General features: G+C 66.9%; 24 protein-coding genes and 3 pseudogenes. 18 read left to right on the forward strand and 9 right to left on the reverse strand.

The annotated features are described in order from the left end of the window. Positions 1-69: 69 nt before the first annotated feature. Positions 70-435 carry a hypothetical protein gene (locus tag BS83_RS01355; RefSeq protein ID WP_037599805.1) on the reverse strand — a complete coding sequence of 122 codons (366 nt, stop codon included), beginning with the start codon at positions 433-435 and terminating at the stop codon, positions 70-72. 290 nt (positions 436-725) lie between these two features. Between BS83_RS01355 and BS83_RS47035 the strand changes: the two are divergent. Then, positions 726-926 (forward strand): annotated as a pseudogene (locus BS83_RS47035) (cold-shock protein); the annotation flags it as partial. Positions 927-1,521: 595 nt separating this feature from the next. On the opposite strand, the gene BS83_RS48690 reads toward BS83_RS47035, so the two are convergent. The 4 genes and pseudogenes from BS83_RS48690 to BS83_RS01365 all read right to left on the reverse strand — a co-directional run bounded on the left by BS83_RS48690 (position 1,522) and on the right by BS83_RS01365 (position 5,453). After that, complete coding sequence (locus tag BS83_RS48690) at positions 1,522-1,914, reverse strand: transposase (RefSeq protein ID WP_408640954.1); 393 nt, start codon at positions 1,912-1,914, stop codon at positions 1,522-1,524. Positions 1,915-2,957: 1,043 nt separating this feature from the next. Next, a pseudogene (locus BS83_RS48695) lies at positions 2,958-3,314 on the reverse strand (hypothetical protein); the annotation flags it as partial. A 385-nt stretch (positions 3,315-3,699) separates the two neighbouring features. Beyond that, entirely contained in the window at positions 3,700-4,383 is a 684-nt protein-coding gene (locus BS83_RS44830; RefSeq protein WP_157596714.1) for a hypothetical protein, read from the reverse strand. Between the two features lie 194 nt (positions 4,384-4,577). After that, on the reverse strand, positions 4,578-5,453 hold the full coding sequence (locus BS83_RS01365) for a hypothetical protein (RefSeq protein ID WP_037599807.1): 876 nt from the start codon (positions 5,451-5,453) through the stop codon (positions 4,578-4,580). A gap of 481 nt (positions 5,454-5,934) precedes the next feature. Here BS83_RS01365 and BS83_RS01370 point away from each other — a divergent pair, with 481 nt between their 5' ends. Then, positions 5,935-7,089, forward strand: a complete 1,155-nt coding sequence (locus BS83_RS01370) for a DUF5925 domain-containing protein (protein ID WP_198035086.1) — start codon at positions 5,935-5,937, stop codon at positions 7,087-7,089. Positions 7,090-7,125: 36 nt separating this feature from the next. Here the strand turns inward: BS83_RS01370 and BS83_RS01375 are convergent, their stop codons facing one another. Together BS83_RS01375 and BS83_RS41170 are read right to left on the reverse strand one after the other, a co-directional pair. Further along, the gene (locus BS83_RS01375) at positions 7,126-7,494 is read right to left on the reverse strand and encodes a DoxX family protein (RefSeq protein ID WP_037599809.1); all 369 of its coding nucleotides are present in this window, start codon (positions 7,492-7,494) and stop codon (positions 7,126-7,128) included. 83 nt (positions 7,495-7,577) lie between these two features. Then, positions 7,578-8,297: a Pvc16 family protein gene (locus tag BS83_RS41170; RefSeq protein ID WP_198035087.1), complete on the reverse strand. Its 720-nt coding sequence runs from the start codon at positions 8,295-8,297 to the stop codon at positions 7,578-7,580. A 188-nt stretch (positions 8,298-8,485) separates the two neighbouring features. Here BS83_RS41170 and BS83_RS01385 point away from each other — a divergent pair, with 188 nt between their 5' ends. The 16 genes and pseudogenes from BS83_RS01385 (at position 8,486) to BS83_RS01460 (ending at position 24,954) form a co-directional block, all read left to right on the forward strand. Continuing rightward, positions 8,486-10,021 carry a phage tail sheath family protein gene (locus BS83_RS01385; protein ID WP_037599810.1) on the forward strand — a complete coding sequence of 512 codons (1,536 nt, stop codon included), beginning with the start codon at positions 8,486-8,488 and terminating at the stop codon, positions 10,019-10,021. A gap of 115 nt (positions 10,022-10,136) precedes the next feature. Continuing rightward, positions 10,137-10,535 carry a phage tail protein gene (locus BS83_RS01390; RefSeq protein WP_051942343.1) on the forward strand — a complete coding sequence of 133 codons (399 nt, stop codon included), beginning with the start codon at positions 10,137-10,139 and terminating at the stop codon, positions 10,533-10,535. A 2-nt stretch (positions 10,536-10,537) separates the two neighbouring features. Then, the gene (locus BS83_RS01395) at positions 10,538-10,927 is read left to right on the forward strand and encodes a hypothetical protein (protein WP_037600332.1); all 390 of its coding nucleotides are present in this window, start codon (positions 10,538-10,540) and stop codon (positions 10,925-10,927) included. Then, positions 10,927-11,076 (forward strand): DUF6760 family protein, encoded by a 150-nt coding sequence (locus BS83_RS46155; protein WP_198035128.1) that lies wholly within the window; start codon positions 10,927-10,929, stop codon positions 11,074-11,076. The genes BS83_RS01395 and BS83_RS46155 overlap by 1 nt, the downstream gene beginning before the upstream one ends. Positions 11,077-11,675: 599 nt before the next feature. Next, positions 11,676-14,027 (forward strand): eCIS core domain-containing protein, encoded by a 2,352-nt coding sequence (locus tag BS83_RS01400; protein ID WP_157596716.1) that lies wholly within the window; start codon positions 11,676-11,678, stop codon positions 14,025-14,027. 59 nt (positions 14,028-14,086) lie between these two features. After that, the gene (locus tag BS83_RS01405; RefSeq protein ID WP_157596717.1) at positions 14,087-14,707 is read left to right on the forward strand and encodes a PASTA domain-containing protein; all 621 of its coding nucleotides are present in this window, start codon (positions 14,087-14,089) and stop codon (positions 14,705-14,707) included. 54 nt (positions 14,708-14,761) lie between these two features. Continuing rightward, positions 14,762-15,262 carry a phage tail protein gene (locus tag BS83_RS41175; protein ID WP_051942345.1) on the forward strand — a complete coding sequence of 167 codons (501 nt, stop codon included), beginning with the start codon at positions 14,762-14,764 and terminating at the stop codon, positions 15,260-15,262. A gap of 16 nt (positions 15,263-15,278) precedes the next feature. Then, entirely contained in the window at positions 15,279-15,869 is a 591-nt protein-coding gene (locus BS83_RS01415) for a phage tail protein (protein WP_037599818.1), read from the forward strand. A 9-nt stretch (positions 15,870-15,878) separates the two neighbouring features. Then, on the forward strand, positions 15,879-16,577 hold the full coding sequence (locus BS83_RS41180; protein WP_051942347.1) for a LysM peptidoglycan-binding domain-containing protein: 699 nt from the start codon (positions 15,879-15,881) through the stop codon (positions 16,575-16,577). Beyond that, positions 16,577-18,595, forward strand: a complete 2,019-nt coding sequence (locus BS83_RS01425) for a phage baseplate assembly protein V (protein ID WP_037599821.1) — start codon at positions 16,577-16,579, stop codon at positions 18,593-18,595. Before BS83_RS41180 ends, BS83_RS01425 begins: the two co-directional genes overlap by 1 nt. A 33-nt stretch (positions 18,596-18,628) precedes the next feature. Continuing rightward, positions 18,629-19,045: a GPW/gp25 family protein gene (locus tag BS83_RS01430; protein ID WP_037599823.1), complete on the forward strand. Its 417-nt coding sequence runs from the start codon at positions 18,629-18,631 to the stop codon at positions 19,043-19,045. A 2-nt stretch (positions 19,046-19,047) separates the two neighbouring features. Continuing rightward, positions 19,048-21,006, forward strand: coding sequence for a putative baseplate assembly protein (locus BS83_RS01435; protein WP_037599825.1), 1,959 nt, complete (start codon positions 19,048-19,050; stop codon positions 21,004-21,006). Beyond that, on the forward strand, positions 21,003-21,542 hold the full coding sequence (locus BS83_RS01440; protein ID WP_037599827.1) for a phage tail protein: 540 nt from the start codon (positions 21,003-21,005) through the stop codon (positions 21,540-21,542). Before BS83_RS01435 ends, BS83_RS01440 begins: the two co-directional genes overlap by 4 nt. A 713-nt stretch (positions 21,543-22,255) precedes the next feature. Beyond that, positions 22,256-23,563, forward strand: a complete 1,308-nt coding sequence (locus tag BS83_RS46160; RefSeq protein ID WP_198035088.1) for an NADase-type glycan-binding domain-containing protein — start codon at positions 22,256-22,258, stop codon at positions 23,561-23,563. A gap of 124 nt (positions 23,564-23,687) precedes the next feature. Beyond that, positions 23,688-24,433: pseudogene (locus BS83_RS01455) on the forward strand (transposase family protein). 74 nt (positions 24,434-24,507) lie between these two features. Next, a complete protein-coding gene (locus BS83_RS01460; protein ID WP_037599830.1) occupies positions 24,508-24,954 on the forward strand; it encodes a MarR family winged helix-turn-helix transcriptional regulator in 447 nt (148 codons plus the stop codon). Here the strand turns inward: BS83_RS01460 and BS83_RS01465 are convergent. Continuing rightward, a complete protein-coding gene (locus BS83_RS01465) occupies positions 24,940-25,212 on the reverse strand; it encodes a hypothetical protein (protein ID WP_037599832.1) in 273 nt (90 codons plus the stop codon). The genes BS83_RS01460 and BS83_RS01465 overlap by 15 nt on opposite strands. A 62-nt stretch (positions 25,213-25,274) precedes the next feature. Continuing rightward, positions 25,275-25,685, reverse strand: a complete 411-nt coding sequence (locus BS83_RS01470; RefSeq protein WP_063774064.1) for an SsgA family sporulation/cell division regulator — start codon at positions 25,683-25,685, stop codon at positions 25,275-25,277. Between the last annotated feature and the right edge of the window lie 71 nt (positions 25,686-25,756).

Raw genomic sequence — 25,756 nt, forward strand, 5'->3', positions numbered from 1 at the left:
CTTGGCACATCTCGGTCGTGGTCTGCGAAGCGGGTCAGAGCGCCGGGGCGTTCGCCCCGAACCCTGGCGTCACTCCGGTTCGGCGGCCTGGGTCGAGGGCCAATCCTCAAGGCGGTACAGGGTGTCGAGGGCATTGAGTGTGATCGTCCGGAAGGCTCCGGACGCCTGGAGGTAGATGGCCACCGGGCCCTCGTTCGAGCTGGTGTCGATCTCCTTGATCGTGATCTCCTGGGGCCGGGTGTTCTCGGTCGTCGACGTCCACACCTGGCCGGGAGCCGCGAGCACGTACACGTTGCCGCTGGCGAACGCTTGCACCGCGACCCGTAGCGCCGCAGTGTCCTCCAGAAGATCCTGGGCCTTCAGTCGCGCCTGGTAGTCACGTACGAGCTGTGTCGCCCGGGCGGCGCCGATGACGCGTTCCAGTTCCATCGTCATGATGCCTTCCCGTGGGGTGCCCGGAGCTCCGGGACTCCTGCGATCATGATGGCTCCTTCGTACGGGATCTCGGAGCGCCAGGTTCTTGCGCCCGGGGAGGCCCCAGTATGCGAGCGCCGCCCAGCGTGACGGCGGGTCCGGCGGCGTACGCGCTCGGGCACACCGCGATGCCCGTTCGGCTGCTCATGCGGGGAGTGACGCGGTACCTCCGTGGCAGTGGAATGGCGGGACCGGACAGCCCCTGTCCGACTAGAAAACGCAGGCGCCACGGAAAGATCAAGGCGGTACCAGTGCGCGGAAACGTCAAGTGGTTCAATGACACCAAGGGATACGGCTTCATCTCACGGGACGGAGATGGCGTTGATGTATTCGTGCACTTCAGTGCCATCATCGGCCGTGGCCATCGAACGCTCTACGAGGGCAACGTCGTCGAGTTCGAGGTCGAGCAGGGCAAGAAGGGTCCGGCTGCCAAGAACGTTCAGGTGATCGCGGAGGGCGTCCCTAACCGGCTGCAGCACGCCCGTCCCCAGCAGACCCGGAAGGAACCGGCTCGGGTCCTCTTCGACGTGGATCACAAGTCCTGAGAGGAGCTGGAGCGAGCGTCAGGGACGCCCGCCTTCTCGCATCGGTGTCCGGACCCCGTTGTTCTGCGGGGTCCGGACACCGCTTTGCGCTGATTTGCATCGGACCGCTGCATCCCACTCGCCGCCGACGTGCGGCACCAGCCGGTTGGCTTGGGACCGGGCAGGTCCCCGGCTCTCGCGTCTCCGCAGCGACGCTCTGACCGGCCAGCTCCGGCACGGCGGCCACGTTCAAGAGTTCCAACCCACCGTATAGCGCACCGTGCGCCGGGCCGTGTTCAAGGTTTCGAGGTGGTCGGCGGTCGTGTTCGCCCCGACTGGATGCTCACCGTGAACCTCGCCCACGACCTGGACTGAACGCGAATTGGAGCGGGCCGAGCCGGACACCATGCGCTACCGGCTCTACCACCTGCCCGCCCGTTTCGCCAGGCGCCAGTGGCTGCTGCGGATCGACCGCCCGCACCTGGCCCTGGGCCGACCAGGGCGACTCTGCTGCTTTATTCGGTCAGGCCGTGAGTCGGTGGCTGAGGCGGGTGAGACGGCTGGTGCGTGACAGGGCGGGTGGGGTGTTTTCGGTGCTCCAGTGGGCGTCGAGGCGGATGATGTTGAGTGCGGTGGCGGAGAAGGCGTGCTGGAGGCGGACCTTGGGCAGGCCGCGGTAGCGGGCCCGGCGGATTCCGGTGACGTCCAGAGCCTGGTTGATGGTGCCCTCGACTCCCGCGCGCAGGGCGTACTTGGCCAGCCAGGTCGGTTCCGTTTGCTCCTTGCGGGCGGTGTCGAGTCGTTCGTGCAGCTCCTGGGGCTTGACGGTGAGGGTCCGGAAGCCGCGTCGTGCACTGGTGCACCTGGACCGGGCTGGGCAGGGGCGGCTGTCGTAGCGGGAGAACTCGACGACGATCGCCGCGGTGCCGTGTTGGGTGACAGGGGAACCATCCGGTACTGGTCCGGCCTTCGGGGCACCTCGCCTGCCGGGCTTTCCAGTCGATGCGGAAGGCGTTCTTGTCGAAGCCCGCGGCGGCCTTGGCCTGTGGGGAGTGGTCGGTCCGCATCGGCGTGACCATGGTGATCTCCTGCCCGGCGGCCGCTTGGACCAGCGCGGCCGAGGGGTAGCCGGCGTCCAGGTAGTGTTCGCCCGGGGCCAGGCCCCGGGCGAACAGGTTCTCCTGGATCGGCGTGGTGGCGTTCACGTCCGGCACGGTCGCGTCGGTGGTGTGCACGTCCGTGATCAGCCGTGGCAAGCCCACCGGCGACGGCCCGCCACCGGCTTCGGCTTCGGCTTCGGCTTCGGCTTCGGGAGGGGCGTCGCAGCTTTCCGTCAGATGGATCTTGTATCCGCACCAGAAGAGGTCCTCGCCCTTCGCCGCCCAGCGCGGGTCCGGGTCGTACGGAGAGGCGAGGCGCAGATGGCCGGGCGGGACGCCCTCCTGCTCGGCCTCCCGCTTGCGGATCACCTCCCGGCCCCGGGCATCGGTGGTGACCATGTAGGTCTGCACCGTGATCCGCCGCAAACAGCGCGACCGGCTCCAGGGTCCGCAGCACCGGCGGGGCCGTCGGTGCCCACACCGCCCGCAGCACAGCGAGAGCGTCCTGCCCGAACACCGTGGCCAGCCGGTCCCGCTTGGTCTCCGAGGCCGGCAGCTTCCAGCCGTCCACCCGCTCGCCGTAACGCAACGCGAACTCGGGCACGTTCACCACCTGGGCCAGCCAGGTCGGGGCGACGACCGCCAACGCCTCCAACGCGGCGCGCACCGACTCTCCGGCCAGCTCCAGGCGGTTGAGGTCCCGCACCGCGCTGATCACATGGGTGGAGTCCGTGCGCTGCTTGCCCCCGGACCCGACCAGTCCCTGCACACGGCACCAGTCCAGCAGCCGGTCGAAGACCAGGCGCTCCATGCCGTGCTCGACCAGCCGGGCCCGGAACCGGGCCAGGACGCTGTCGTCGAAGCCGGTCGCGCCCAGTTCCATCCCCATCGCGTACTTCCAGTCGATCGCGCGCACCGCCATCACTGCGGCCTGCCGATCGGTCAGGTCCTCGGCGAACTGCAGCACCGTGACCAGCGACAACAACGCCGGCGACAGCCCCAGGGCACCGCGGACCCCGAACGCCCCCGTGAACGGCGCGTCCGCGAAGACCTCCCCGAGCCGGTCCCGCACGCTCATCGCCAGCGAGCCCTTCGGGAACGCCGACCGCGCGACCCGGACCGTCTCCTCCGGAATCTCCGGTAAGCCCTTGACCTGCAGCGACATCGCACCACCCCCTACGGCCCCACGACAGAACACGGCCGCAGAAGCGATCATCCCTCAACCACCATGACCATGCGGCCAATTACGCAGCAGAGTCGCCCTGCTGGGCCGACGCCTTCGTCCTGGCCAGGGAACGGCTCACCACACTCCCCGCCGTCACCTGACAGCCGGTCCCGAACCCCGACGATCAGGGGGAAACCGCAGGTTCGGGCAAGTGGAACCCGGCGTCCCCGAAACGACCTTGACGACCCGTCCCGAGCGGCGAAGGGACATTACGGGGAACCAGCCGAGCCGATCAGCGACCACTTACCGCTGACGAATCGAGGTCGAAGAGCCGTCCGGGCAGGCCTGCGAGGTTAAATTGCAAGCGAAGTCACCTGTCACGGACCCAGCCTCCGACCTACGCAAATGATGGAAGTCGTCAATCGAGATTGATTCGCTATATATTAACATTGGCTTTTTCCTCGAGTGCTTCCAAATTCAAATTCTCCTTCGAGCGCTTCACTGAATTGCTAATGAGCTCAAGGGATTTTTGAGTCTTGCTGGCATCGGTGATGCTCTGATCCAGAATCGGAATAATGCCACGCAGAGGCTCCACGTCTACAATTATTTCCGACAAGACATCGAGTGCATTCTCGTGGTCGACAATTCGCTCCTCGATCTCAATCACCGCTTCCGTATTGGAGCGCTTATTCTTCCTTAGCCTCTTTAGAAGTTGCTTTATTCTTTCATCCCGCTCCGCAAGTTGCCTGCGCAGCTCCGCATTCTCCCTCAGGAGCGCACTATTCCCTCCGAACTGGTTTTGCATCTCTGTCACCTGTTGCTTGAGCTCTCGCGTCAGCTCCAGGTTCTTTTGCGCTGCATCTTCCTCGCTGGCGAGCCACTTCAGATACTCATCGTAAATGTCGGATATTTGACAGGCTCCAGTATATATATTAGTCAAGGCCGCACCTATGCCGGTGGCAACCGCACCCCAGGCTTGTATGGCATAGCCGGTATCGACCCCGGAAAGATCGCTCACATTCATTGGCGCGGCATCAAGAGGAGCCTGTATTTGCTGGGCCTGTCCGAGCGGTATATTGGTTCCGATCAAGGTGCCGGCGGAAACAATACTGCTCACCATATTAACGCGTGCATATCGGAGTTTGTTCACAAGTTCGGGGGGGCATCGGGGTGGCGCCCAAAACAGTGAGGCATACCGCCACGCCCCATGAGGCGGGGGTGCAACGGGAGGCTTCATGCGCGGAGGCGGCGGACCATTGTCCTCACTTTCGGAATTTCCCTCAGAGTCAGAGTCGTAGGCTTGCATAGCTTCCATTATTTTTCTCCTTCTGAATTCTCAAGGGAACCGAGCATGGCGTCGATATCGGCGAGCATACTGTCCACGCTGATACCCAGCCCGCTCTGAAGAAGGTTGATGGCGACATCAAGAGGAACCTCCTGATTGTCTTTTTCCCCGAGTTCACTACTGACGACCTGCTCGCCTTTGCTGCCGATCACGTACTGCCATTCGCCGTTGTAAAACCAGGCCTTGGAGGCCTCGTCGTAGGGGAGCCAATCACCCTTGTAAAACCAGCGATTGGAAGCCACGTCGTAGGGGAGTCGGCGCTCGGTCTCGTGGTCACGCTCCCACAGGCCGGTTTCCCGGTTTTGGTACTCACGCACTCCGTCGGTCGCGGTTCGCTGCCAGTTGTCGTCTGCTTCGACGTAGTGCGGCCCGGTCTGGTCTTGCGCCGCAATTCGTGCCTTAATGGTCAGCCACTCGCCGCCAGAAGGGGCATCGGAGTACAGGTACTCGCGTCCGACCATCCGATAGTATTGGGTGCCAGGGATCGGGTCGCGCGCGAACCCAGCATCGTTGCTCAGACTGGTTTCTTTGGTAGCGTCAGCCTCCTGCCGAAACCAGACCGTGATCGCCGGCTCGAGAAAGACGAGAAAGTCAGCGAGGCTTCCGCTCATCCACATTTCGAATACGGAGGACTCATCGCCAAACCATTGCTGAAGTGCGGCGAGGACCTCCACGTCGGTCCAGTTGGTCGTCCAGGTGGTGTCATCGTCGAACCAGAGCCGAGCAAGATCCTCCCTGCACTGATTCTTCGCTCTATTTGTCTCTGCGTCCAGTTCTGTCTCGTCAGCCGTGACGGGACTGAGCCACTGCTTTAGCAAGATCGCATGGCTGGCGCCAAGTGCCATAGGTTTCTCCCTAGCGAGTTCTGTCAGCCCAGCGTCACGGTCCATGTGCTCTCTACAAGAGAGACCCTCTACCCGTGGGAGCCGCGGCTGGCTCCACATCATGCTCGGCTCTGATGCCTCTGTTGTCCTGGCTGATCGTGCGCCCTTCGGGGCAGACAGGACAGGTACTACAACACCGTCGCGTTAGTCTTGATCTGCTATGAAACAGCGTCCCGCTCCAGGTCACGTGATTTGCTGTGGCGGGAGCGAGACGTCGTGGCCCAGCTGTGTGAGCTGACCTACGAGGCGGCGGGTCTGGCGGGACTTGTGGATCCGGTTGACCCTGGATATTCAGCGGCCGGCCGGATCTGATTCTGAGTCAGCAAAGATGCCCGTGGCTTACGAGGATGCGATTGCCCGATGGGGAGACGTGCGTGTTCCCGCGGGCAAGGTGGGCTCCAGGGCCTGGCTCCTGTCCTGCCCGCCCGTCAACACTTGCCGCATGACTGATGTGACCGACTGCATGCCCGGGCTCGACCAGACGCGCACCGATCCAGGACTCGACATCCTGTCGATGTGCGCTCCGCCGATCGAACGCGGCCACCCCCGCTCGGTCCTGGACGCGGCCTTTCTGGTGGCCTACATCAACGGCAGCCAGCCCTACGCGGAGAAACTCCGGGGCAGCAGTGCCGCGGTGGAGGAGGCGCTGCCACCGGGGGGCCGCCTGCTGCGCTGCCACAAGTCCGAGGCGGAGAGTGTCTACCTGGTGGGCGGCCCGGGCTGGACGATGAAGCTCGTCTACGCGAAGTCGGCGGTCTTCTCCAGCTCCTGCGACGTAATGATCACCGCGGTCGACAAGGACCTTGCCCACCGCGTCCTGAAGGACGCCGGTCTGCTCGACGAGACCCAGGCCGGCAGCGAGACAGACGTGCCCATGGGCTTCTGGCACCTGTCCTCGCATGGCAGCGCCCGCGTCTCCTACCGCGACATCCATGCCCCCAGCTGGGACGACATCCACGACAACTACGCGGGAACCGTCGACCGGTCTTTCGGGGAACTCACCCGGCTGACCCCGGCCACCATGGCCGGAAAGGGCCGGCTCGTGCTGATGTACGGGCCTCCCGGCACCGGTAAGACCACCGCCATGCGCAGCCTCGCCCGAGCCTGGAAGGACTGGTGCCACGTCGACTGCGTCCTGGACCCGGACGCACTGTTCAACAACACCGGTTACCTGATGGACCTCACCCTGTACAACCACGGCGGCCCCACCGGGGGTTCCCCGGACAAGTGGCGGCTGCTGCTGATCGAGGACTGCGACTCGCTGGTGCGCGACGACTCCCGCCGCGCCGCCGGCCAGAGCCTGGCCCGGTTGCTCAGCCTCACCGACGGCCTGATCGGCCAGGGCCGCAACATCATCGTTGCGATCACCACCAACGAGGAACTCTCCCGACTGCACCCGGCCGTCACCCGGCCCGGACGGTGCCTGTCGCGGATCGAGGTGGGCAAGCTTTCAGCGGCCGAGGCCACCAACTGGCTTGCGGACACCGGCGTCACCGCCGACCTCACCGGAGGCGCGAGCCTGGCGGAACTCTTCGCACTGCGCAGCGGTCACCTGCCGTCGCTCGAACCCGCGCCCAGCTTCGGGATGTACATGTAGCGCGGCCGCAAGGGGGCCACGCGTCGATATCCCCCGTCAGGCGTCCCGACTCACCCGCAGCGCCCACGCCACCAGTGGAACCTGCAGCGGAAGCCTGGCCAGCGCCGCCGCCCGCAGCGGTTTGGGGTGGTGCCGCCAGTCGTACGCCATCTGCACGTTCGCGGGGAACACCGCCACGAACAGACCTGCGGCGGCCAGGGCACCGGCGCGGCGCGTGCGCGGGGAGGCGACGGCTGCCCCCACGGCCAGTTCGGCGACACCGCTGAGATAGGTCCACGACCGCGCGGACCCGGGCAGGGCGTCCGGCACCATCGTGTCGAACGGACGCGGCATCGCGAAGTGCGCTATGCCCATTCCCAGGAGCAGGCCGCTGAGCAGCCGGGCGGAACGGTTCGGCGTGGACATCGGACTCCTTGTGCACCGAAGAGGAAAGCTACCCAACGGTAGCCCACGGTGAGTGCCTCGCGGAACGGTGCGCCCACAGGCTGCTACCGAGCAGTGCCGCCGTCGTGCGGCTCTTCGATGCCGGCTCCCTTGACGGGACGGGGCGGCAGCGGGCTGCGGTTCTCCCGCACACGAACGGTGGTGAACCGGCGTTCTGTGGCCGTCTCGGCGGGGCCGGGGGCCGGCGGAGGGGTCGCGTCGGTGTTGAAGTCGAAGTGGAGACCCGCGGCAGGAGAGGCCACGTCCAAGGTGGCGGGTACCAGCGGGGCGGAGACCGTCAGATCCAGGAATGCTCCCTGTGCAGCGCCGAGCGACGCCCACGCGCCGCGCGCGCTTTCCGTGCCGGCGGGGGACCCGGCGACCAGTTCGACGGGCAGACGGCATTCGGCCAACGAGCCCGACAGGCAGGTCGCGGGCAGCACGTCGGCGCCGGCGAACGCGGCCAGGATCTGGCCGAGCGTCTCGTGCTCCACCGCCGCGGTTGCCGCGCGGCAGGTCACCAGATACGACAACTGGTAGCGGCGCGACGAGTCGCGACGCCCGATGACCGTGCGGGACCCGTCACGGACGTCGGTCCAGCTCGCATTGCGTCGGGTGGGGTCCTCGCACACCTGGTACATGAAGAGGTGCACCACCGGGGCTTGTCCGGCGCCCCCCGGCGGTCGGGGGTCTCCGTCAGCGGGGCTCTGGAAAGTGAGCGTCGCGTCCTGGGGCAGGTGTGGCGCCAGGAACGCGCGCAGGGCTTGGTCCACCTCGTGCAGCATGCGGCAAGACTTCCACCGTTCGAGCGCGGCCCGGTAGGCGTGATCGGGTGCCCACGGGGTCGTGACCGGCTGCCCGATGGGGCAGCTTTCGAGGTCCATCGGACCGTCCGTCGGCCCATGGGTCTCCTCCGGTGGCACTGCGACTCTCGGCGGCACCAGTCGTTCCGATCTACCCGCGGGGAGAACGCGTGCCCAGCTATCTGTCACCTGGCGTCTATATGGAGGAAGTGTCCTCCGGGTCCCGACCCATCGAAGGAGTGGGCACGGCGGTTGCCGCGTTCGTCGGCTTCACCGAGAAGGGCCCCTTCAACGAACCGCAGCTCGTCACCAACTGGACCCAGTTCACTCAGACCTTCGGCGGTTTCGTCGAGGGCACGTATCTCGCCCAGGCCGTCTACGGCTACTTCCAGAACGGCGGCGGCGTCGCGTACGTCGTGCGCGTCGGCAGTGCGGCGGAACCCGAGGCCAAGCCGGCCCGGGCGCAGCTGCCTTCCGGTACCAGCCCGACGCGGCCGGCGTTCGCCGTGCGTGCCCTGACGGCCGGACCGGCCACTGCCGGTCTGGCGGTGGAGGTCGCCGACGCCACCGAGCCGGGTGAGGACAACTTCAAGCTGATCGTCACTCAGGACGGGCAGGTCAAGGAGACCTTCGACAACGTGTCGGTCCGCAAGGGCCCGCACAGTGTCATGACGGCCGTGCGAGGCGCCTCCAAGCTGATCACGATCGAGGAGGTCAAGGGCGCGCCGCTGGTGGCACCCGCAAAAGGCAAGGTGGACCTGGCCGGCGCACCGGCGCCCGCTCCCGCCGCCGTGCCGCAGGTCTCGCCCGACGCCTATGTCGGCAACTCCTCCGACCGCACCGGCTTCGCAGGTCTGGAGGCCATCGACGAGGTCACCATGCTGTGCGTGCCCGACCTCATGGCCGCCTACCAGAACGGCGGGATCGACCTGGAGGGCCTCAAGGCGGTGCAGCTGGGCATGATCGCCCACTGCGAGCTGATGGCCGACCGGGTGGCCGTCCTGGACGCCCCGCCCGGCATGAACGCCCAGCAGGTCAAGACCTGGCGGCAGGAGACGGCCGGTTACGACTCCAAGTACGCGGCCCTGTACTGGCCCTGGGTCAAGGTCATGGATCCGCAGTCCGGCAAGGCCGTGCACGTGCCGCCCTCGGGCCACATGGCCGGCATCTGGGCGCGCAACGACGCCAGCCGGGGTGTTCACAAGGCACCAGCGAACGAGATCGTGCGTGGCGCGATCTCGGTGGAGCTGAACATCACCAAGGGGGAGCACGACCAGCTCAACCCGCTCGGCATCAACTGCATCCGGGCCTTCCCCGGTCAGGGCATCCGGGTCTGGGGCGCGCGGACGCTCTCCAGTGACCCCGAGTGGCGCTACCTCAACGTCCGACGGCTGTTCAACTTCGTGGAGGAGTCCATCCTCCAGGGCACCAACTGGGTGGTGTTCGAGCCCAACGACCCCAAGTTGTGGGACTCGGTCAAGCGCACCATCACCATGTTCCTGCGCACGCAGTGGCGCGCCGGCGCCCTGTTCGGCCGCTCGCCGGACCAGGCGTTCTTCGTCAAGTGCGACGAGGAGAACAACCCCGGATCCAGCCGGGACCAGGGAATCCTCAACGTCGAGATCGGCATCGCCCCGGTCAAGCCCGCCGAGTTCGTGGTCTTCAGGATCTCCCAGTTCGCCGACGGCTCCGGACTCGAGGAGTAGCGGCGCCCAGCCCACCGCCACCGTACGCCAGTTGTTTGGAAGGAAGTGAACCATGCCCCCAGGCCTGGGTCCCGGGCAGCCCGAGGATGCCCTTACCGCTGCAAGGTTCTCCGTCGTGATCGACGGGTACGAGATCGCCTCGTTCCAGGAGCTGTCCGGCATCACCACCGAGGTCGAGCCGGTCGACTACCTGTCCTCCTCCGACAAGGAGGTCATCTTCAAGAAGCTCCCCGGTAAGCGCAAGCCGCCGACCATCATCCTCAAGCGAGGCAAGACCTCGGGGGTGGAGCTGTGGTCCTGGCACCAGAGCGTGCTGGCAGGGGACATCGTCGCCGCTCGTAAGAGCGCGTCCCTGGTGATGTACAACTTCGACGGCCAGCCCGTCGCGCGCTACTACCTGGAGCACGCCTGGCCGTGCAAGCTCGAGGTCAGCGCGCTGAAGGCCGGTGTCAGTGAGGTCCTTATGGAGACCGTGACCATCGTGTGTGAGAACCTGCAGCGGGTGGCGCCGTGACCATGATCGCGCCAGAGACCACCCTGCGCACCGAGTACCCCTTCGTGCTTCCCCGCGGCTTCGTGGACGAGCACGGCACTGTCCACCGTGAAGGCGTCATGCGGCTGGCCACGGCCAGGGACGAGCTGGCCCCCCAGACCGACCAGCGGGTCCGGCAGAACCCGGCCTACCTCACAGTCCTGCTCCTGGAGCGGACCGTGACGAAGCTGGGCACCCTGCCGGCGGTCGACACCTTCGTCGTGGAGAACCTCTTCGCCTCCGACCTGGCCTTCCTGCAGGACCTGTACCGCAGGGTCAACCAGGAGGGCCACACCGAGGCCGCCGTCACGTGTCCCTCGTGCGGTCATGACTTTGCGGTGGACATCGCCGGTGATGCCTCGGGGGGATCTTGATGTACGCGGCTGACCGGCTCTGGGAAGAGGCCGCGTACATCGCCTATTACCTGCACTGGTCGCTGGATTCGATCCTCGACCTCGAGCACCCGGTCCGCGAGCGCGTCATCGACGAGATCGGACACATCCACACCCGCCTCGGTGGCTGACGCCAACCACCACCGAGTGCGGCCGTTGTTCCCGTTGAGGAAGGTCACCTTCGATGCGCTGGTCCCTGCGCCGCAATTCCAGTCGAGCGGACGCCGACACCGAGGGGGCGGCGACCGAAGTCGCCGCGCCGGGCCCGGCGCCGGCCGGCCAGGGGCCATCGGGGGGCCCATCCGCCCCTGCCCCAGGCCCGCGGCGGTCCTGGCGTGGGACTCCGGTGCTGCGCCCCACCGTCGCGCCCGAGCCACCACTGGTGGGTGCGCGCGCTTTCGCCCTGCCCGAGGTCAGCGGGACGCGCAGCCTGCTGCACCTGCGCCCTGCTGCGCCTGCACTGGTGGCAGAGACTCCGAACGGCCTGGTGACCGGCCTGGCGCGGCCCCTGGCACCGGAGCCGGACACACCCGCGACCTTCGCGCCGTCCCCCACACAGCTGGCCGCGGAGCCGTCCGCGGCCACACCGCACGAGTCCCAGCCGCTGACGCTCGCCCCGCTTCCACGGCCCGCAGCGGTGTCGCCCCCCTCCGCACCCGCGCCGCTGACCCAGGCCACGGACGCCTACGTCGGTCCCGCCCAGGCCCCGGCCGAGCCCTACCGTGCCCCCGTGTGGCTGCGCGCGGCCGCCACGATGCCATGGGCCGCACCCATCTTGGACAGCGTCGCGGACACGGACAGTCCCACCGACACGCTTCCCGATCTCCCGCTGCCGCTCACCACCTGGGCGACGCCCAACGGTCCCACGCCGCCCTCCGCGGCAACCCAGGCCGCAGGCCGTGATCTTCCGGCGCTGCCCACCGCGCCGCAGTCCGTCCGGCGCCGCAACCTCGCGGACAGCCGCAGGGTCGGACTGGGTTCCCCCACCAGCCTCACCTCCCAGCCCGCCACCGCGCAGACGCCGACGGAGGCCGCTCCGCCGCTGGTGCACGAGGCGCAGGCGCAGGAGGAGGACGACGAGCCCGGCGAGGGCCACATCCCCCAGGCGCTGCCGCCGCCACCTCCGCCGCTCACACCGTCACCGCCCCCGACAGTGCCGCACCGCGAGCCCTCGGACAGGCCGGTCCCCTCGGCGCCGGTCCACCCTCCGCTCGTGCATCCTGCCGCGCCTCCACCTCCGCCCGCCCCCGAGCCGGTGGTTGTGCAGCTGCCCTTTCCTGTCTCCGAATCGCTGCCTGCGAGCCTCCCGACGCCGGTCGCGGCCAGTGCGCAGTCGGCCACCCCCGTCTACGTCTCCGCCCCCGGGCCCTCCGCGCAGGCCCCGCTGCCGTCTGTGCCGGTCCGTCTGCCCACCGACCCGCCCGACGTCGAGCGGGTTCCCCAGTCCATGGCGGCCGCCTTCAAGTCCTCATTCGGCGCGGAGGTCTCCCGCGTGCCGATCTACCGGGGCCCTGAGGCGTCCTCGGAGGCCCGCCGCCTCAAGGCCCACGCCTTCGCGCGCGGCGGCGCGGTGTTCCTGCCGGCCGAGGCGGGCCCCCTCAACGCGCCGCACGCTCGCGGACTGCTCGGTCACGAACTGATGCACGTCGTCCAGCAGCGCTCCCTGGGCCATGCCCTGCCGCCCGAGCACACTGCTCACGGGCGCGCGCTCGAGCAGCAAGCAAGAGGAGCACAGGCCCTGTTCGGCAGCGGCTCCGCCGCTTCCCCAGCGCCGCTCACGCACGCCCCCACGGTCCAGGCGCCGACGCTGGATGCGGGCCGCTACGCCGGCCAGGTCGCCGAAGCGCTGATCCAGATGGGCCTGGCCCACCGCGACGGCAGCGGCAACATCGTCTACGGCGCCGAGGCTCTCGACCACGTCGACAGCAGCGCGCCTGCTGCCCAGCGACTTGATGACAAGGAGGAAGGCACCGCGGGCGGTGCCGAGGAGCAGGCGGCGAAGTTCCTGGACTTCAAGCTGAGGGGCGCTGCGGCCTACCACGGGGAGGATCCCTACGAAAGCTTGGACGCACTGCTGCGGAAGCATCCTGAGCAGGTTGAGGCGGTTCAAGCCGAAGTGGAGCTGTGGGGGGGCGCCACCACCGAGCAGCTGCAGGACAAGGAATGGCTGCGCAGGGCGAAGTTGGCGGCTTACCACAATATCGGTCGGACCATCGATGAGAACAACATGTCCGATTCGGACAAGAAAAAGTTCGAGAAGGAGGTCGACGAGGAGTATTCGCGCCTGAAGGACTGGGTGGCTGCCGGTGGCAGCGGTGACCAGTTCTCAGAGAACCGCGTTCCGCCGGTGATCGGTCTGAAGGACACAGAAGCCAGGCGCGTACTTGAGAAGCTGACGGCAAAACTGGGGAAGGACCGGGTTCTGTGGAAGTCACAGCCCAGTCGCGTCAAGAAGGGGTTGGTCATCCATGTCAGCCCCGGCGAGGGAGCCTTCATCGAGCTGCCGGAGGACGACTCCCACAACACGGGACCCCTGCTGCTCGTGGTGGTGTCCGCGGGGCTCGAGGGCGCCGAGCAGCGCGGGAAGGCTCTGGCGGGTGAGTTGGCCCTCGGAGCCATGAACATGGTGCAGGGCATGCTGGGCAAGCGCCTCAGCGCCGACAAGAGTCGTGAACTTCGGGAGTACTTCGTCGGCTCGTCGGAGATCGCCGGCAAGAAAGCCCCCGGGGGCGACTCAGGAGGTGCGGTCGGCCTCACCGGGACTGCGCCCGAGGACACGGATGACGCCGCCGGTTCCGAGCCGCAAGGCCCCGCTGAAAAGGCCAAGGGGTTCGTCCTCGGCGGCGCACGGCAGTCCTGGTCGGCCAAGGCCGGAGAAGGCGGCGAAGTCGGCGGCGCCGGTTCGGGGGGAGGCTCCTCTGCGCCTGGTGGGGGTGGTACGTCCGGGGCGGTTCCGGGACCCGCGGCCGTGGCCGCGGGCGGGGCTTGCTCGGCCCTGAGCTGGCGGCTGTTCCGGGGGCTGAGGGGGAGGAGCCGGAGGAGGCCGGGGACGTCGAGGAGGCTGTCGCCACCGCGGCGGTGAAGGCCGCGTCCAAGAAGAGCGCCGTAGCTACGAAGAAGCCCGAGCCCAAACCGGTCCGCATGCCGGATCTGGTCGGACTGAGCAAGAACGAGGCCGTGCGCCAGCTGAAGGCGCTGCACATCAAGCCCGAAATCCGCACGCAGATGAGCGCCCACAAGCCGGACACGGTGCTGGAGAGCCTTCCGGTCGCGGGCGAGCTCGTGGGCTACACGCTGACCCTCCCGGGCGAGACGGAGCCCAAGCTCGACCTGGTCCCGGTCATGCTCGTCGTGTCGGAGAAGTTCCACGGTGTCGGGGACAGGTTCCGCGGACTTGCCGCCAACCTGGGCGCGGCCGCCTACTCGATGGCTCATCGGCCCCTTGGGCTTCCCGTTGAGGCACACGAGCTGCAGAACGTCCGTGGCAAGTTCGGGGTATTCAACCAGGGCTTCAGGATGCAGGACGAGCCGGAACGCTCCTACAACAAGGACGAGCCGGTCTTCGACGTCGAGACCGAAACCAGGACGTATTCGGCCCCGGCTGCCCAAAAGGCAGCAGCCGAAGGCTCGGCCCTGGAGAACAATCCGCTGCTCGAACTCGACGACGACGACCTCATAGACCTGAGCCGTCAATTGCATCCGCACATCAGCAGACTGATCACGCACGACAGCAAGATGAACAACGAAGCAAACGGCCGTTAGCCCTGCCCCCACGAGGCAGCAGAAACCGGCCGGGAAGATCAGAGGAAGGACATCATGTCAACGAATTTCGATGGTCTGGCACTTGCCAACCGCTTCAAGGTGGTCCTGGACGACGGGAAGATCGACCTCGGCTACTGGTCGACGGCGGGCGGCCTCGACGTGAGCTGGGAACTGTGCCAGTACCGCGCCGGTGACACGGGCAACGGGCGCACCTACTACCCGGGGTTCACCAAGTATTCCGACATCGTGCTCACTCGCGCCGCGTGCCTGGACAGCCAGAAGGTCAGGGCTTGGCTCTCCGACAAATCGATCAAGAACTCGATTGCGAAGTCCACCGGGGAGATCTACCTGGCCAACAGTGAAGGGCAGATGGTCATGTCGTGGAAGCTGATGGCCGTGATGCCGCTCAAGTGGGCGGTCGACAAGTTCGACGCGAGCGCGAGCAAAGTCGCCATCGAGACTCTCACCCTCACCCACGAGGGATTCCTCGACGATTCCGCCACATTCGACCTCACGCAGTACAGTCCGGCCGGGAACGGCGGCCTCCAAGGCTAATTGGTGATGATGCACCGTGAGCGATATTTCGACACCCACCTTCAGTGATGAGATCACCGCTGAGGTCGCCAGCCAGAAGACCCATGCGGGGCTGAGCCAGGTCGAGCGCGATCATGCGGAGCGGGACGCCTATGCGGGCCGGAAGGAGGTCGCGCTCGGCATCAACGCGCGTTTCTTCGTGTCGGTCGGGAATCTTTCCCTCGGCGCGTGGAAGAGCTGTAAAGGACTCAGTGTCACCTTCGAGAGTGAACCGCTCTACGAGGGCGGCAATTACGAGTCGCCGGCGGCCATGCTCGCCAAGCAGCTCAAATACAACACGATCACTCTGCAGCGCGCGATGCATCCGGTCGATTCGGCCGCGGTCCAGAAATGGCTCAAGGACCGGGCCAGGAGCTGGATGCACCAGTGGTGGGACATCAACGACCAGGTGTGGCCGGGAGACACCATGGCGATCACGCTGGGCGATTCGTCCATGCACGCCGTGGCCACGTGGAATCTGAACGGTGTCTACCCCTCGAAGTGGTCGGGCCCCGAGATGGACGCGATGGGAAGCGGGGCCGTCGCCCTGGAGACGTTGGAGCTGGTCCACAAGGGATTCCTGATGTAGGCGGATGGCATGATCGATCTGAGTGAGTACGAAAATTGGGACAGCGGTGACAAGGCGATGCTCATCGGCCTGGACCTCACCGACCTGGCTCCGCTGGTTTTCAATTACAACCCCCTGGAGATCGGCTACTCCCGCAACGCACAGACCAAGACCCAGGCCACGAGCGGAAAGCCTCACCCGGTCTACTGCAAGACCTCACCGGCGAAGATCACCCTCAGCGACGTGACCCTTGAAGGCCTGGACACCAAACTGCGGTGCGAAGCGCTGATCGGGTGGACCATCCCGGCATCGAGCTCCATCTTGGCGGAGGTCATGAGCCTGGGCACCGAACTGCCGCCCCTGATGTTCATCTGGGGGCCGCCGGTGGAGGGTTTCGTCAAATTCGTCAACCTCACCGACTGCTCGATCAAGTTCACCCGCTTCACAGCCATCGGCATCCCCATCCGCGCCAAGATCAGTATGACGCTCACGGAAATCTCCATCCTCGATCTCCCGACCAACCCCACCTCCGGCGGCCTTCCCGGACGCGGGGCTCACCTGGTGCGCCAAGGAGAGAGCCTGCCGGCGATCACCAAGAAGGCCTACGGGCACCCCCGGAACTGGCGTGCCCTGGCGCGGGCCAATGAGATCGAGGACCCGCTGCGCACGAAGCCCGGTCAGTACGTCTACCTGCCGAACACAAGCGAGTTCACCGAGGAGGAGGTCTGATGGCCCTCGATCCACACGTGACGGTCCAGGCGACCATCGAAGTAGGCCCCCCCGCGATCGGTGTCCCCGTGGTGTTCGGGCCTTTGCTCCCGCTGGCCCAGGACAAGGTGCTGCGCACGGTGGTGCGCAACGACGCCCACCAGATGAGCAGTTTCGAGATCACCTTCAATGACGGTGTTGGCGCCGACGAAGCCTTGATCTACATCGGCAGCAGCATCAGAATCTCGGCCACCGCTCCTTTCAGTCCGATCCCCGAGCCGCTGATCGTCGGTGACGTCACCGCGATCGAGGCGCGTTGCGAAGGCCTGCAGACGTTCGTGGTGGTCCGCGGATATGACCGCCTTCACCGTCTGCACCGAGGGAAGCACACGAGGATCTTCAGGGAAGAAACCGACATGACCGCCATCGAGGAGATCATCCTCGAGACCGGGTTGGTAGGTGAGGTCGTCCCGCCGACTCCGCCGCTCATGCCGATCGTGCACGACTGCCTCGTCCAGTTCAACCAGACCGATTACGAGTTCATCGCCTACCGCGCTGCCGAGATCGGCTACGAGTTCGGGATGAAGGACGGAGTGTTCTTCTTCCGGCCGGCCGCCGGTGGAGCGAACGCCACCACGGTGGTCTCCGCCGCCACCTCGATACCGCTGCTGTTCCCTCCCGGTGATGTCCCCGGGGTGGGTTACCTGGAGGCCTTCTATCCGCGCATCAGTTCCGCCGGCCTGACCCCCGAGGTCGAGGTGCGCATGTGGGACCCCATCTCCGGCGAACCGCTCGCCGTGCCCGTGCCCACCAACAGCGAGCAGGCCGACATCACCGCCCAGCCCGCAGAACTGGCGGAGGTGTCGAATCCCAGCGGGTCGACGGAGGCGGACGTCTCCATTGACCCTGACCTCGTCAACCCCGAGTTGGCTGAGTCCATGGGCGAGCCGCCCGTGCCCGGCGCCTATCTCGTGGCGGACCGTCCGATGGCCCAGGGCATAGGCGGCCTGGTGAACGTCGAGCAGATGGCCCTGGCAGCGGCAAACCGCCTGGGCAGCTCGTTTGCCGAAGCCGAGGGATACACCATCGGAAATCCCAACATCGTGCCTGGCAGCACATTGGACATCGCCGGTGTTCCCGAGCAGTTCACCGGCGCGTGGGTGGTCAGCCGGTCCGAGCACATCTTCGACAACGAGACCAAGGGCTATCGCACCAAGTTCTGGGTCGGCCGGCACGAACTCTCGGCGCCCCCGCCCCCCGAACCCCCCAGGATCAACGGACTGGTCCCCGGCATCGTCGCCGACAACCAGGACCTCGAACAGATGCGACGCGTCCGGGTCTGCCTGCCGTGGTTGTCGGACGACTTCGTCTCCGACTGGGCACGTGTCGTGCAGTTCGGAGCCGGCAACGCCGGCGGAGCCCTGTTCCTGCCCGCTGTGTGCGACGAGGTCCTTGTCGGCTTCGAGCACGGTGACATCCGGCGCCCGTACGTCCTGGGCGGCCTGATCAACGCCAGGATCAACTATCACAGGCTCGGCCTGGGGCCGGAGATCCCCGCCGAGCCCGGCGGGCAGATCATGCAGCGCGGCTACGTATCGCCGGCAGGGAACAAGCTCGCCTTCTTCGACGACATGGTTCCGGTAGGACCGGACCCGATCCCGGCAGGGATGAGCCCGGTCATCGAATCCAACTTCGGTCTGACCAACGCGTTCGACAGCATGGGCATGGTGGTTTCACCGACCACCGGCACGATGGAGCTCTCCTGCCTCCCGATCGCCCCCGACAGCGATGAACCGGTCGGCACCATGCTCATCACGGCCGGGTCGCTGGAGGAGGTACCCGGCGGCAGCATCGTGCTCGAGGTCCTGGGCGGCGGAGAGATCGTCATCAACGCCGGTGAGGTCGGGACCGTGACCGTGAACGGCGGGAGCGCCCTCAACCTGATGGCGGGTGCGATCAATCTCGTGGCCGACGAAGAGATCAGCATGATGGCGCCCACCGTCAGCGTCGAAGCGGCAGCGATCAGTCTCGGACTGTGACAGTGCCGGCCGCCGAAAGGAACCACCCCCACCATGACATCGAAAGCCCCCGACTTCGCCGGTATCGGCTGGGCGTTCCCCATGGGAGTCAACCCCAGCGGCGGGATCGCCATGGTCCGCGGACACGACGCCCTGGTGAAGGCCATGCGCCTGATCCTGACGACCTACCCCGGCGAACGTCCCATGCGCCCCGGATTCGGATGCCGACTACGCGACTACGTCTTCGCCGGCGCCACACCCTCAACCGCTGCCCTGATCGCCCAAGAAGTCCGCAGCTCCCTGAAGCAATGGGAACCACGAGTGGACGTCAACAGCGTCAACGTCCACCCCGCCAAGGACGACCCGACCCTGCTCTACATCGACATCCAGTACACGATGAAGGCCACCGCCGACGCTCGCAGCCTGGTGTTCCCCTTCTACACGATCCCTGAAGAAGGATGTGACTACTAGCGATGGCACTGCCGGCCCCCAACCTCGACGACCGCCGCTTCCAGGACCTCGTCGACGACGCCAAGCGCATGGTTCAAAAGCGCTGCCCGGAATGGACCGACCACAACGTCTCCGACCCAGGCGTGACCCTGATCGAGACGTTCGCCTTCATGACCGATCAGTTGCTCTACCGGCTCAACCGCGTGCCCGATCGCCTGTACATCAAGTTCCTTGATCTCATCGGCGTACAGATGCTCCCGCCGACCCCCGCCAGGGTGCCGCTAACCTTCTGGCTCAGTGCCCCGGCACGCACCACCATGCCGATCGGCGTCGGCACCCGGGCCGGGACCGTCCGCACCGTCTCCCACGATCCCATCGTCTTCGCCACCGTCGACGAACTCCAGATCGTGCCGGCCAGACTCCGGCACACCCGGGCCCGATTCTCCGACGCCGACGAATTCACCGACCCCACCTCCGGCCGGGACAAGTTCACCCCCTACGCCGCATTCTCCGAAGTGCCCCAGCACGAGGACGCCCTCTACCTCGGGTTCGCCGAAGCCATGCCCCAATGCACCCTGCGCTTCGACATCGACTGCACCATCGACGGCGTGGGCGTGGACCCGACCCACCCACCGCTGCGCTGGCAGGCCTGGGACGGGCAGGACTGGGTCGACTGCGAGGTCTGGGAGGACGAGACCGGCGGGCTCAACCGCAAGGGCAAGGTCCTGCTGAGCGTCCCGGACAGCCACGAGGTCAGCGTCATCGACTCACAGCGGGCGGGATGGCTCCGCGCCCAGATCATCTACCCGGACGACGAGGACGTTCCCCGATACAGCGCCTCTCCCGTGATCCGGGGACTCTACGTCACCACCGTCGGCGGAACGGTGGAGGCGATCCAAGCCGCCCTGATCAAGGACGAAGTGCTCGGCGAAACCGAAGGCGTACCCGGGCAGCAGTTCAAGCTCCAACACGCTCCCGTCCTCGCCGGAGCAGGCGCCCCCGTCCTCAACGTCAGCTCCGACGACGGATGGCAGGAATGGCAGGAAGTCGACAGCTTCGCCACCAGCAGCCCCGACGACCGGCACTTCGTGCTCGACTCCGTCACCGGCACCGTGCTGTTCGGCCCCGCGCTGCGGCAACCTGACGGCACCTTGCATCAGTACGGCGCCGTCCCACTGGTGGGCTCCACCGTCGTCATGCGCCGGTACTCCACTGGTGGCGGGCGACAGGGCAACATCGCCCGCAACTCCATCCGCACCCTCAAGACCTCCATCCCGTTCGTGAGCAACGTCGAGAACCGCCAACCCGCCCAGGGTGGCGTCGACGGCGAGACTCTCGAGGAGGCCAAGGCCCGCGGCCCCCTCACACTGCGCGCACGCAGCCGCGCCGTCACCGCCGAGGACTACGAGGCCATCTCCCGCGAGGCGGCCCCCGAGACAGCCCGGGTCCGCTGTCTGACCGCAGGCGAACACGATGTCGACGCGGGCTCGGTAAAGGTCCTGATCGTCCCTGCCGCGGCAAGCGAGAACCACCGCATCCGCTTCGAGGACCTCGTCCCCGCCCCCGACACCCTGGAGCGCATCACCAACCGGCTGAACCAGGTGCGCCTCGTCGGCGCCCGGGTCCTGGTCGAACCCCCGCGCTACCAGGGCATCACCGTCGTCGCCCGGATCGTCGCGCGCCGCAACGCGGACATCGCACAGCTGCGCGAGGATGCCCTCGACGGCCTGTACAACTTCCTCAACCCCCTGACCGGCGGTCACGAGGGCACCGGCTGGCCCTTCGGACGCGACGTTCAAAGCGGGGAGATCTTCGCGATCCTCCAGCGAATCCGCGGAGTCGACTTCATCGAGGACGTCCGCCTCTTCGGTGCCAATCCCGTGACCGGCGACCGCGGCGCCCAGACCAACCGCCTCACCTTGGAGCCCAACAGCCTGATCTTCTCCTTCGAACACCAGGTCCGCATCGAGGAGGCGCCATGAGAGGAACCGTCCCCGGCCTCGGCACCCCCTACCCGCTGGGTTCCCTGATGCCGGCGGTCTACCAGGAGGACCCCTTCGCGATGCAATGGCTCGCCGGGCTCGACGACGTCCTGGCACCGGCCATCTCCTCCCTGGACTGCCTCGAGGCCTACATCGACCCGCGGCTCGCCCCCATGGACTTTCTGGAATGGCTGGCCAGTTGGGTGGGAATCATAGTCGACCGGAACTGGCCCATTGACCGCGTCCGCATCGCCGTGAGCCGCGCCGTCGCGCTCTACCGCACTCGCGGCACGCCCGACGGACTGCGTGACTACGTCGAGGTACTGACCGGCGGCCGGGTCGAGGTGCTCGACAACGGCGGAGCCTCCTGGTCCAGCGCCCCCGGCGCGGAGCTTCCGGGTGAGGACACCCCACGACTGGCGATCCGGGTCACCCTCGACAACCCGGACGGCGTGAGCATCCCCGCTCTCAACGAGTTGGTCATCGCGGCGAAGCCCGCCCATGTTGTGCATCGACTGGAGGTCGTAGGCTCATGATTGTCTGCAAGAAGTGCGGATTCCACAACGAGGACAAGGACGCCTTCTGCGGCTCCTGCGCGAGTTTCCTGGAATGGACCGGCGAGCAGGTCGTCCCCGAGATCAAGCAGGAGATCATCGAGGAGGCCGAGCAGGCTGCAGCCGCTCCGCGCAAGGGACTGCTGTCCAGGGCGTCGTCCCTACTGTATGCGGACGTGGGCAAGGCCAAGCCCCTGGACCGGCCCGCTGGATCAGGTGGTCCTGGGATGGGTGGCCCGCCTGGGATGGGTGGGCCACCTGGGATGGGTGGTCCTGGTGGGCCGCCGCGCCCTGGGATGGGTGGCCCGCCTGGGATGGGTGGTCCTGGTGGGCCGCCGCGCCCTGGGATGGGTGGCCCGCCTGGGATGGGTGGTCCTGGTGGGCCGCCGCGCCCGCCTGGGATGGCTCCGCCGCCGCCTCCGCCTGGGATGGCTCCGCCGCCGCCTCCGCCTGGGATGGCTCCGCCGCCGCCTCCGCCTGGGATGGCTCCGCCTCCTCCGCCTGGGATGGCTCCGCCGCCGCCTCCGCCTGGGATGGCTCCGCCTCCTCCGCCGCCGCCTCCGCCTGGGATGGCTCCGCCGCCGCCTCCGCCTGGGATGGCTCCGCCGCCGCCTCCGCCTGGGATGGCTCCGCCTCCTCCGCCGCCGCCTCCGCCTGGGATGGCTCCGCCTCCTCCGCCGCCGCCTCCGCCTGGGATGGCTCCGCCTCCTCCGCCGCCGCCTCCGCCTGCTCTGGCGCTTCCTAGTAAGGATGCGGCCACATCGGCTCCATCTGATCCTCTTGCTGATGAGGAAGAGGATGAGGACGACGACTGGGATGACGACTGGGACGACGAGGACGACGACGAGGACGAGGACGAGGACGAGGACGAGGACGAGGACGAGGACGACGACGACGAGGACGACGAGGACGACGATGAGGACGACGATGAGGAGGACGATGACGATGACTGGGATGATGACGATGACTGGGATGATGACGAGGATGAGGATGACGACGAGAAGCAGGATGCTAAAGACCGGCCGGTTGCATCCGCCGCCTCGGCACTCGTAGTCCCGGTTCAAGCGACCCGGCCGGGTCTCACTCTGCCCCCCGTCGAAAACGTGCGGCGGCTCGACGAGCCTGTCGCCGATACGCCTGACGACGAGGGCGAGCAGCCGAAAGCCGTCGTACCGCAGGCGCGTAAGAAGAAGTACAAGGCGGAAGCCAAGACGCAGTCCAGCCGGCGCCTCAATCCCGGTGACCACATATGTGGTGAGTGCGGTGAGGGCAACCCGCCCGTACGGAAGTTCTGTAGCCGGTGCGGCAACTCCCTCGCCGGCGCGGAGCTCGTCACGGCGAAATGGTGGCGCCGCCTTTTCGAGCGGAAGGCCAAGACCATCAAGGCCGGCGGCCGTCCGGGGCAGCCCGGTGTGAAGACCGGCAAGCACCTTCCGGAGCTGTCGAAGATCCTTCGGCCGATCCGCTGGACCGTGGGCGTGGTGCTGTTGCTCAGCAGTCTGGCCTACGGTGCCTACGCCCCGTTCCAGAACTGGGTGAATCACAAGGTGGGCGGTATAGAGCATCGGGTGAACGAGATGCTCCACCCGCAGTTCACCGAGATCCATCCGGACGGCGCTGTCGCCAACGCGTCGCTACCCGGTCATCCGGCCTTGTCCGCTGTCGACTTGGACCCGGCGACGTTCTGGTCCGTCGCGGACAAGACCCCTGACCCGACCCTGACTTTGACCTTCAAGGATCCGGTGAACCTCAACGCGATCCTGGTCACCAACGGAGTGAAGGCCAACTTCGCGGGCTACGACCTTCCGAAGAGTTTTCGCCTGGTCTTCGACACCGGGAAGGCGGACGACGTGACGCTGAAGGACCAGGACACGCCGCAGCAGATCATGGTCCACAACGGTGAACACATTCATCGTGTCGAGATCCACGTGACCGGGTTCTACCCGTCCCTGACTGGACACGACCTGGGCCTCACCGAAGTGGAGCCCTTCACCAAGCAGTGAGGCTTTTCAGAGCGGCCACCAAACGGGTGGCGGTGGCACTGAGCCGACCGGCAGCGAAACGAGCGAGGCTCCCCGGCGTTGAGTGAGATGTCTGACGTCTCAACTCGATCGCTGGAGAGCCTCGTTGGTCGTTCATCCTGCCGCACTCGACGTGCCCCATGCCCTGGTGGAGTGGGTCACCATGCTGATAGTCACCCGTGAAGGTGACCGCCGGTGCAAGCTTCGGCCGGCGCAGCGCGCGATCGTCGCTCTGGTGTACCTGCGCAAGCACGACACCCTTTCCCAGCTCGCGGCCGGCTTCGGCATCAGCGTCGGCACCGCCCACGCCTACGTCCACCAAGTGATCGCTCTGCTCGCCCGCCGCGCACCAGGCCTGACCCAGGCCCTGCGCGAGGCGGACAGCGAGTACGTCCTGGTTGACGGCACCCTCGCGCCGTGCGACCGGGTTGGCGACGGCCGCGTCGACTACAGCGGCAAGCACCGCCGCCACCGTGAACCTACGGGTTGTCACCGGTCCCGAAGGCAACCTGCTCTGGGTATCCCGACCCCTGCCCGGTCGCGCCCACGACCTCACCGCCGCCCGCAGGCACCGCATCATCACGACCTGTACCCGGCTGAAGACCCCCGCGCTCACCGACCTCGCCTAAACCGGAGCCGGTCCAGGCCTCGCCGTGCCGATCCATCGCCGACCCAAGCAGGAGCTCACCGCCAAGGAGAGGTCGCTGAACAAGGCCCACGCTCGACTGCGCTGCCCAGTGGAACGGCGTCGGCACCGTCAAGCGCTGGCGGATCTTCCGACACGCCCGTTGCAGCCCCAGCCGACTCACGTCAGCCGCGAAGGCAGTGCTCACCCTCGAGAGGCAACGCTGAAAACAGTGACTCAGCGCGATTGGCGATCGGAGGTGCTTTGACAACAGTTAACAACGACAACCTATAGTGGGGGAATGCTTGAGACATCGAACGGCCTGCGGGCTCACCTCGGCTACTGGCTGCGACGGCTGTCGGACGAGGTGGACGGGCGGTTCGAGCGCGAGCTCGCGAAGCAGGGTGTGACCGTCGCCCAGTGGAAGGTGATGTCCACCATCGACCGAGGGGATGCCGTCACCACGGGTGACGTCGCACGCTTCCTCGGGATCGATGCCAGCGCGGTGTCCCGGCTGGTCGACCGGCTGGTCCTGAAGGGGCTCATGGTCCGCAACCCGGACCCGGCCTCCCGCCGCAGCATGCTCCTCGCGCTCACCGGGACGGGCAGCAAGCTCGTCCCGCGTCTGGCGCAGATTGCCGAGGAGAACGAGGCCTACTTCTTCGACTCGCTCGCTGAGGAGCAGCGCACTCTGCTCGTCGACTGCATCCGCACGGTGCTCGCCGGGACGGAGTCAGCCGGCGCCTGAGGCGGGAAAAGCCATCACGTAGATGGCGGCATACCGGGCCGCGAAGTCGTCGACGAACAGGTCGGCGACTTCGCGGCTGCAGCCGTCGAGCAGGAGCCGCGCGAACGGTGCGGAGTGCCGCGCCCGCTCTGCGCCCACGTAGTAGGCGGCGGCGTAGGCCTCAACGTCAGGGACGGGATTCTCCGCGGCGTAGTCGGCGAGCGGATCGGCGCCGTAGGGCTGCTCGCTGCTCTCCGGGGAGGGGATATCGGGGTTCACGGGTCTCGCAATCTTGGGGGGTGTCGGATATCGGGGCTGGGGGCGCGTTCCTGTCGCGGCGTTCACTCGCTCATGAGGGCCATCAGCCCCGCGTCGAGATCCAGGTGCTCGGACTCCGTTCCTGTCGGGACCAGTTTCTCGGTCTCGCGGAGCCAGTTCAGGACCTTCGTCCGTGAAGTGGCGAGCACCACGTCTGCTTCGGGCGACTTCAGGCTGAGGCAGAGCTTGGTGACCCTGCCCCGCTTCGCGGGCCAGATCCGGACGTCCCCGATGCCGCTCGCCACGAGCACGCCTTCGGAGAGGAGTTCCCGCGAGATCACCCAGACGATCTCCTGGCCGTCCCAGTCCTCGAAGGCGAGGGAGACCGCGTAGGGGTCGTCAGCGCGGTAGGTCAGCACGGTGCGGATCGGGAGCTCCCACGAGGAGGAGAGGACCACGTTGGCCGTGAGTGTCAGGGAAAGTGCTTGCGCCAAGGGTCTGCCCTCTCGTGCTTGGCTTACGCGGCGGTCCTGCTTGCTCGGATTTGCCTGCGATTTACAAGCAA

This window comes from Streptacidiphilus rugosus AM-16 (assembly GCF_000744655.1).
Lineage (GTDB): Bacteria > Actinomycetota > Actinomycetes > Streptomycetales > Streptomycetaceae > Streptacidiphilus > Streptacidiphilus rugosus.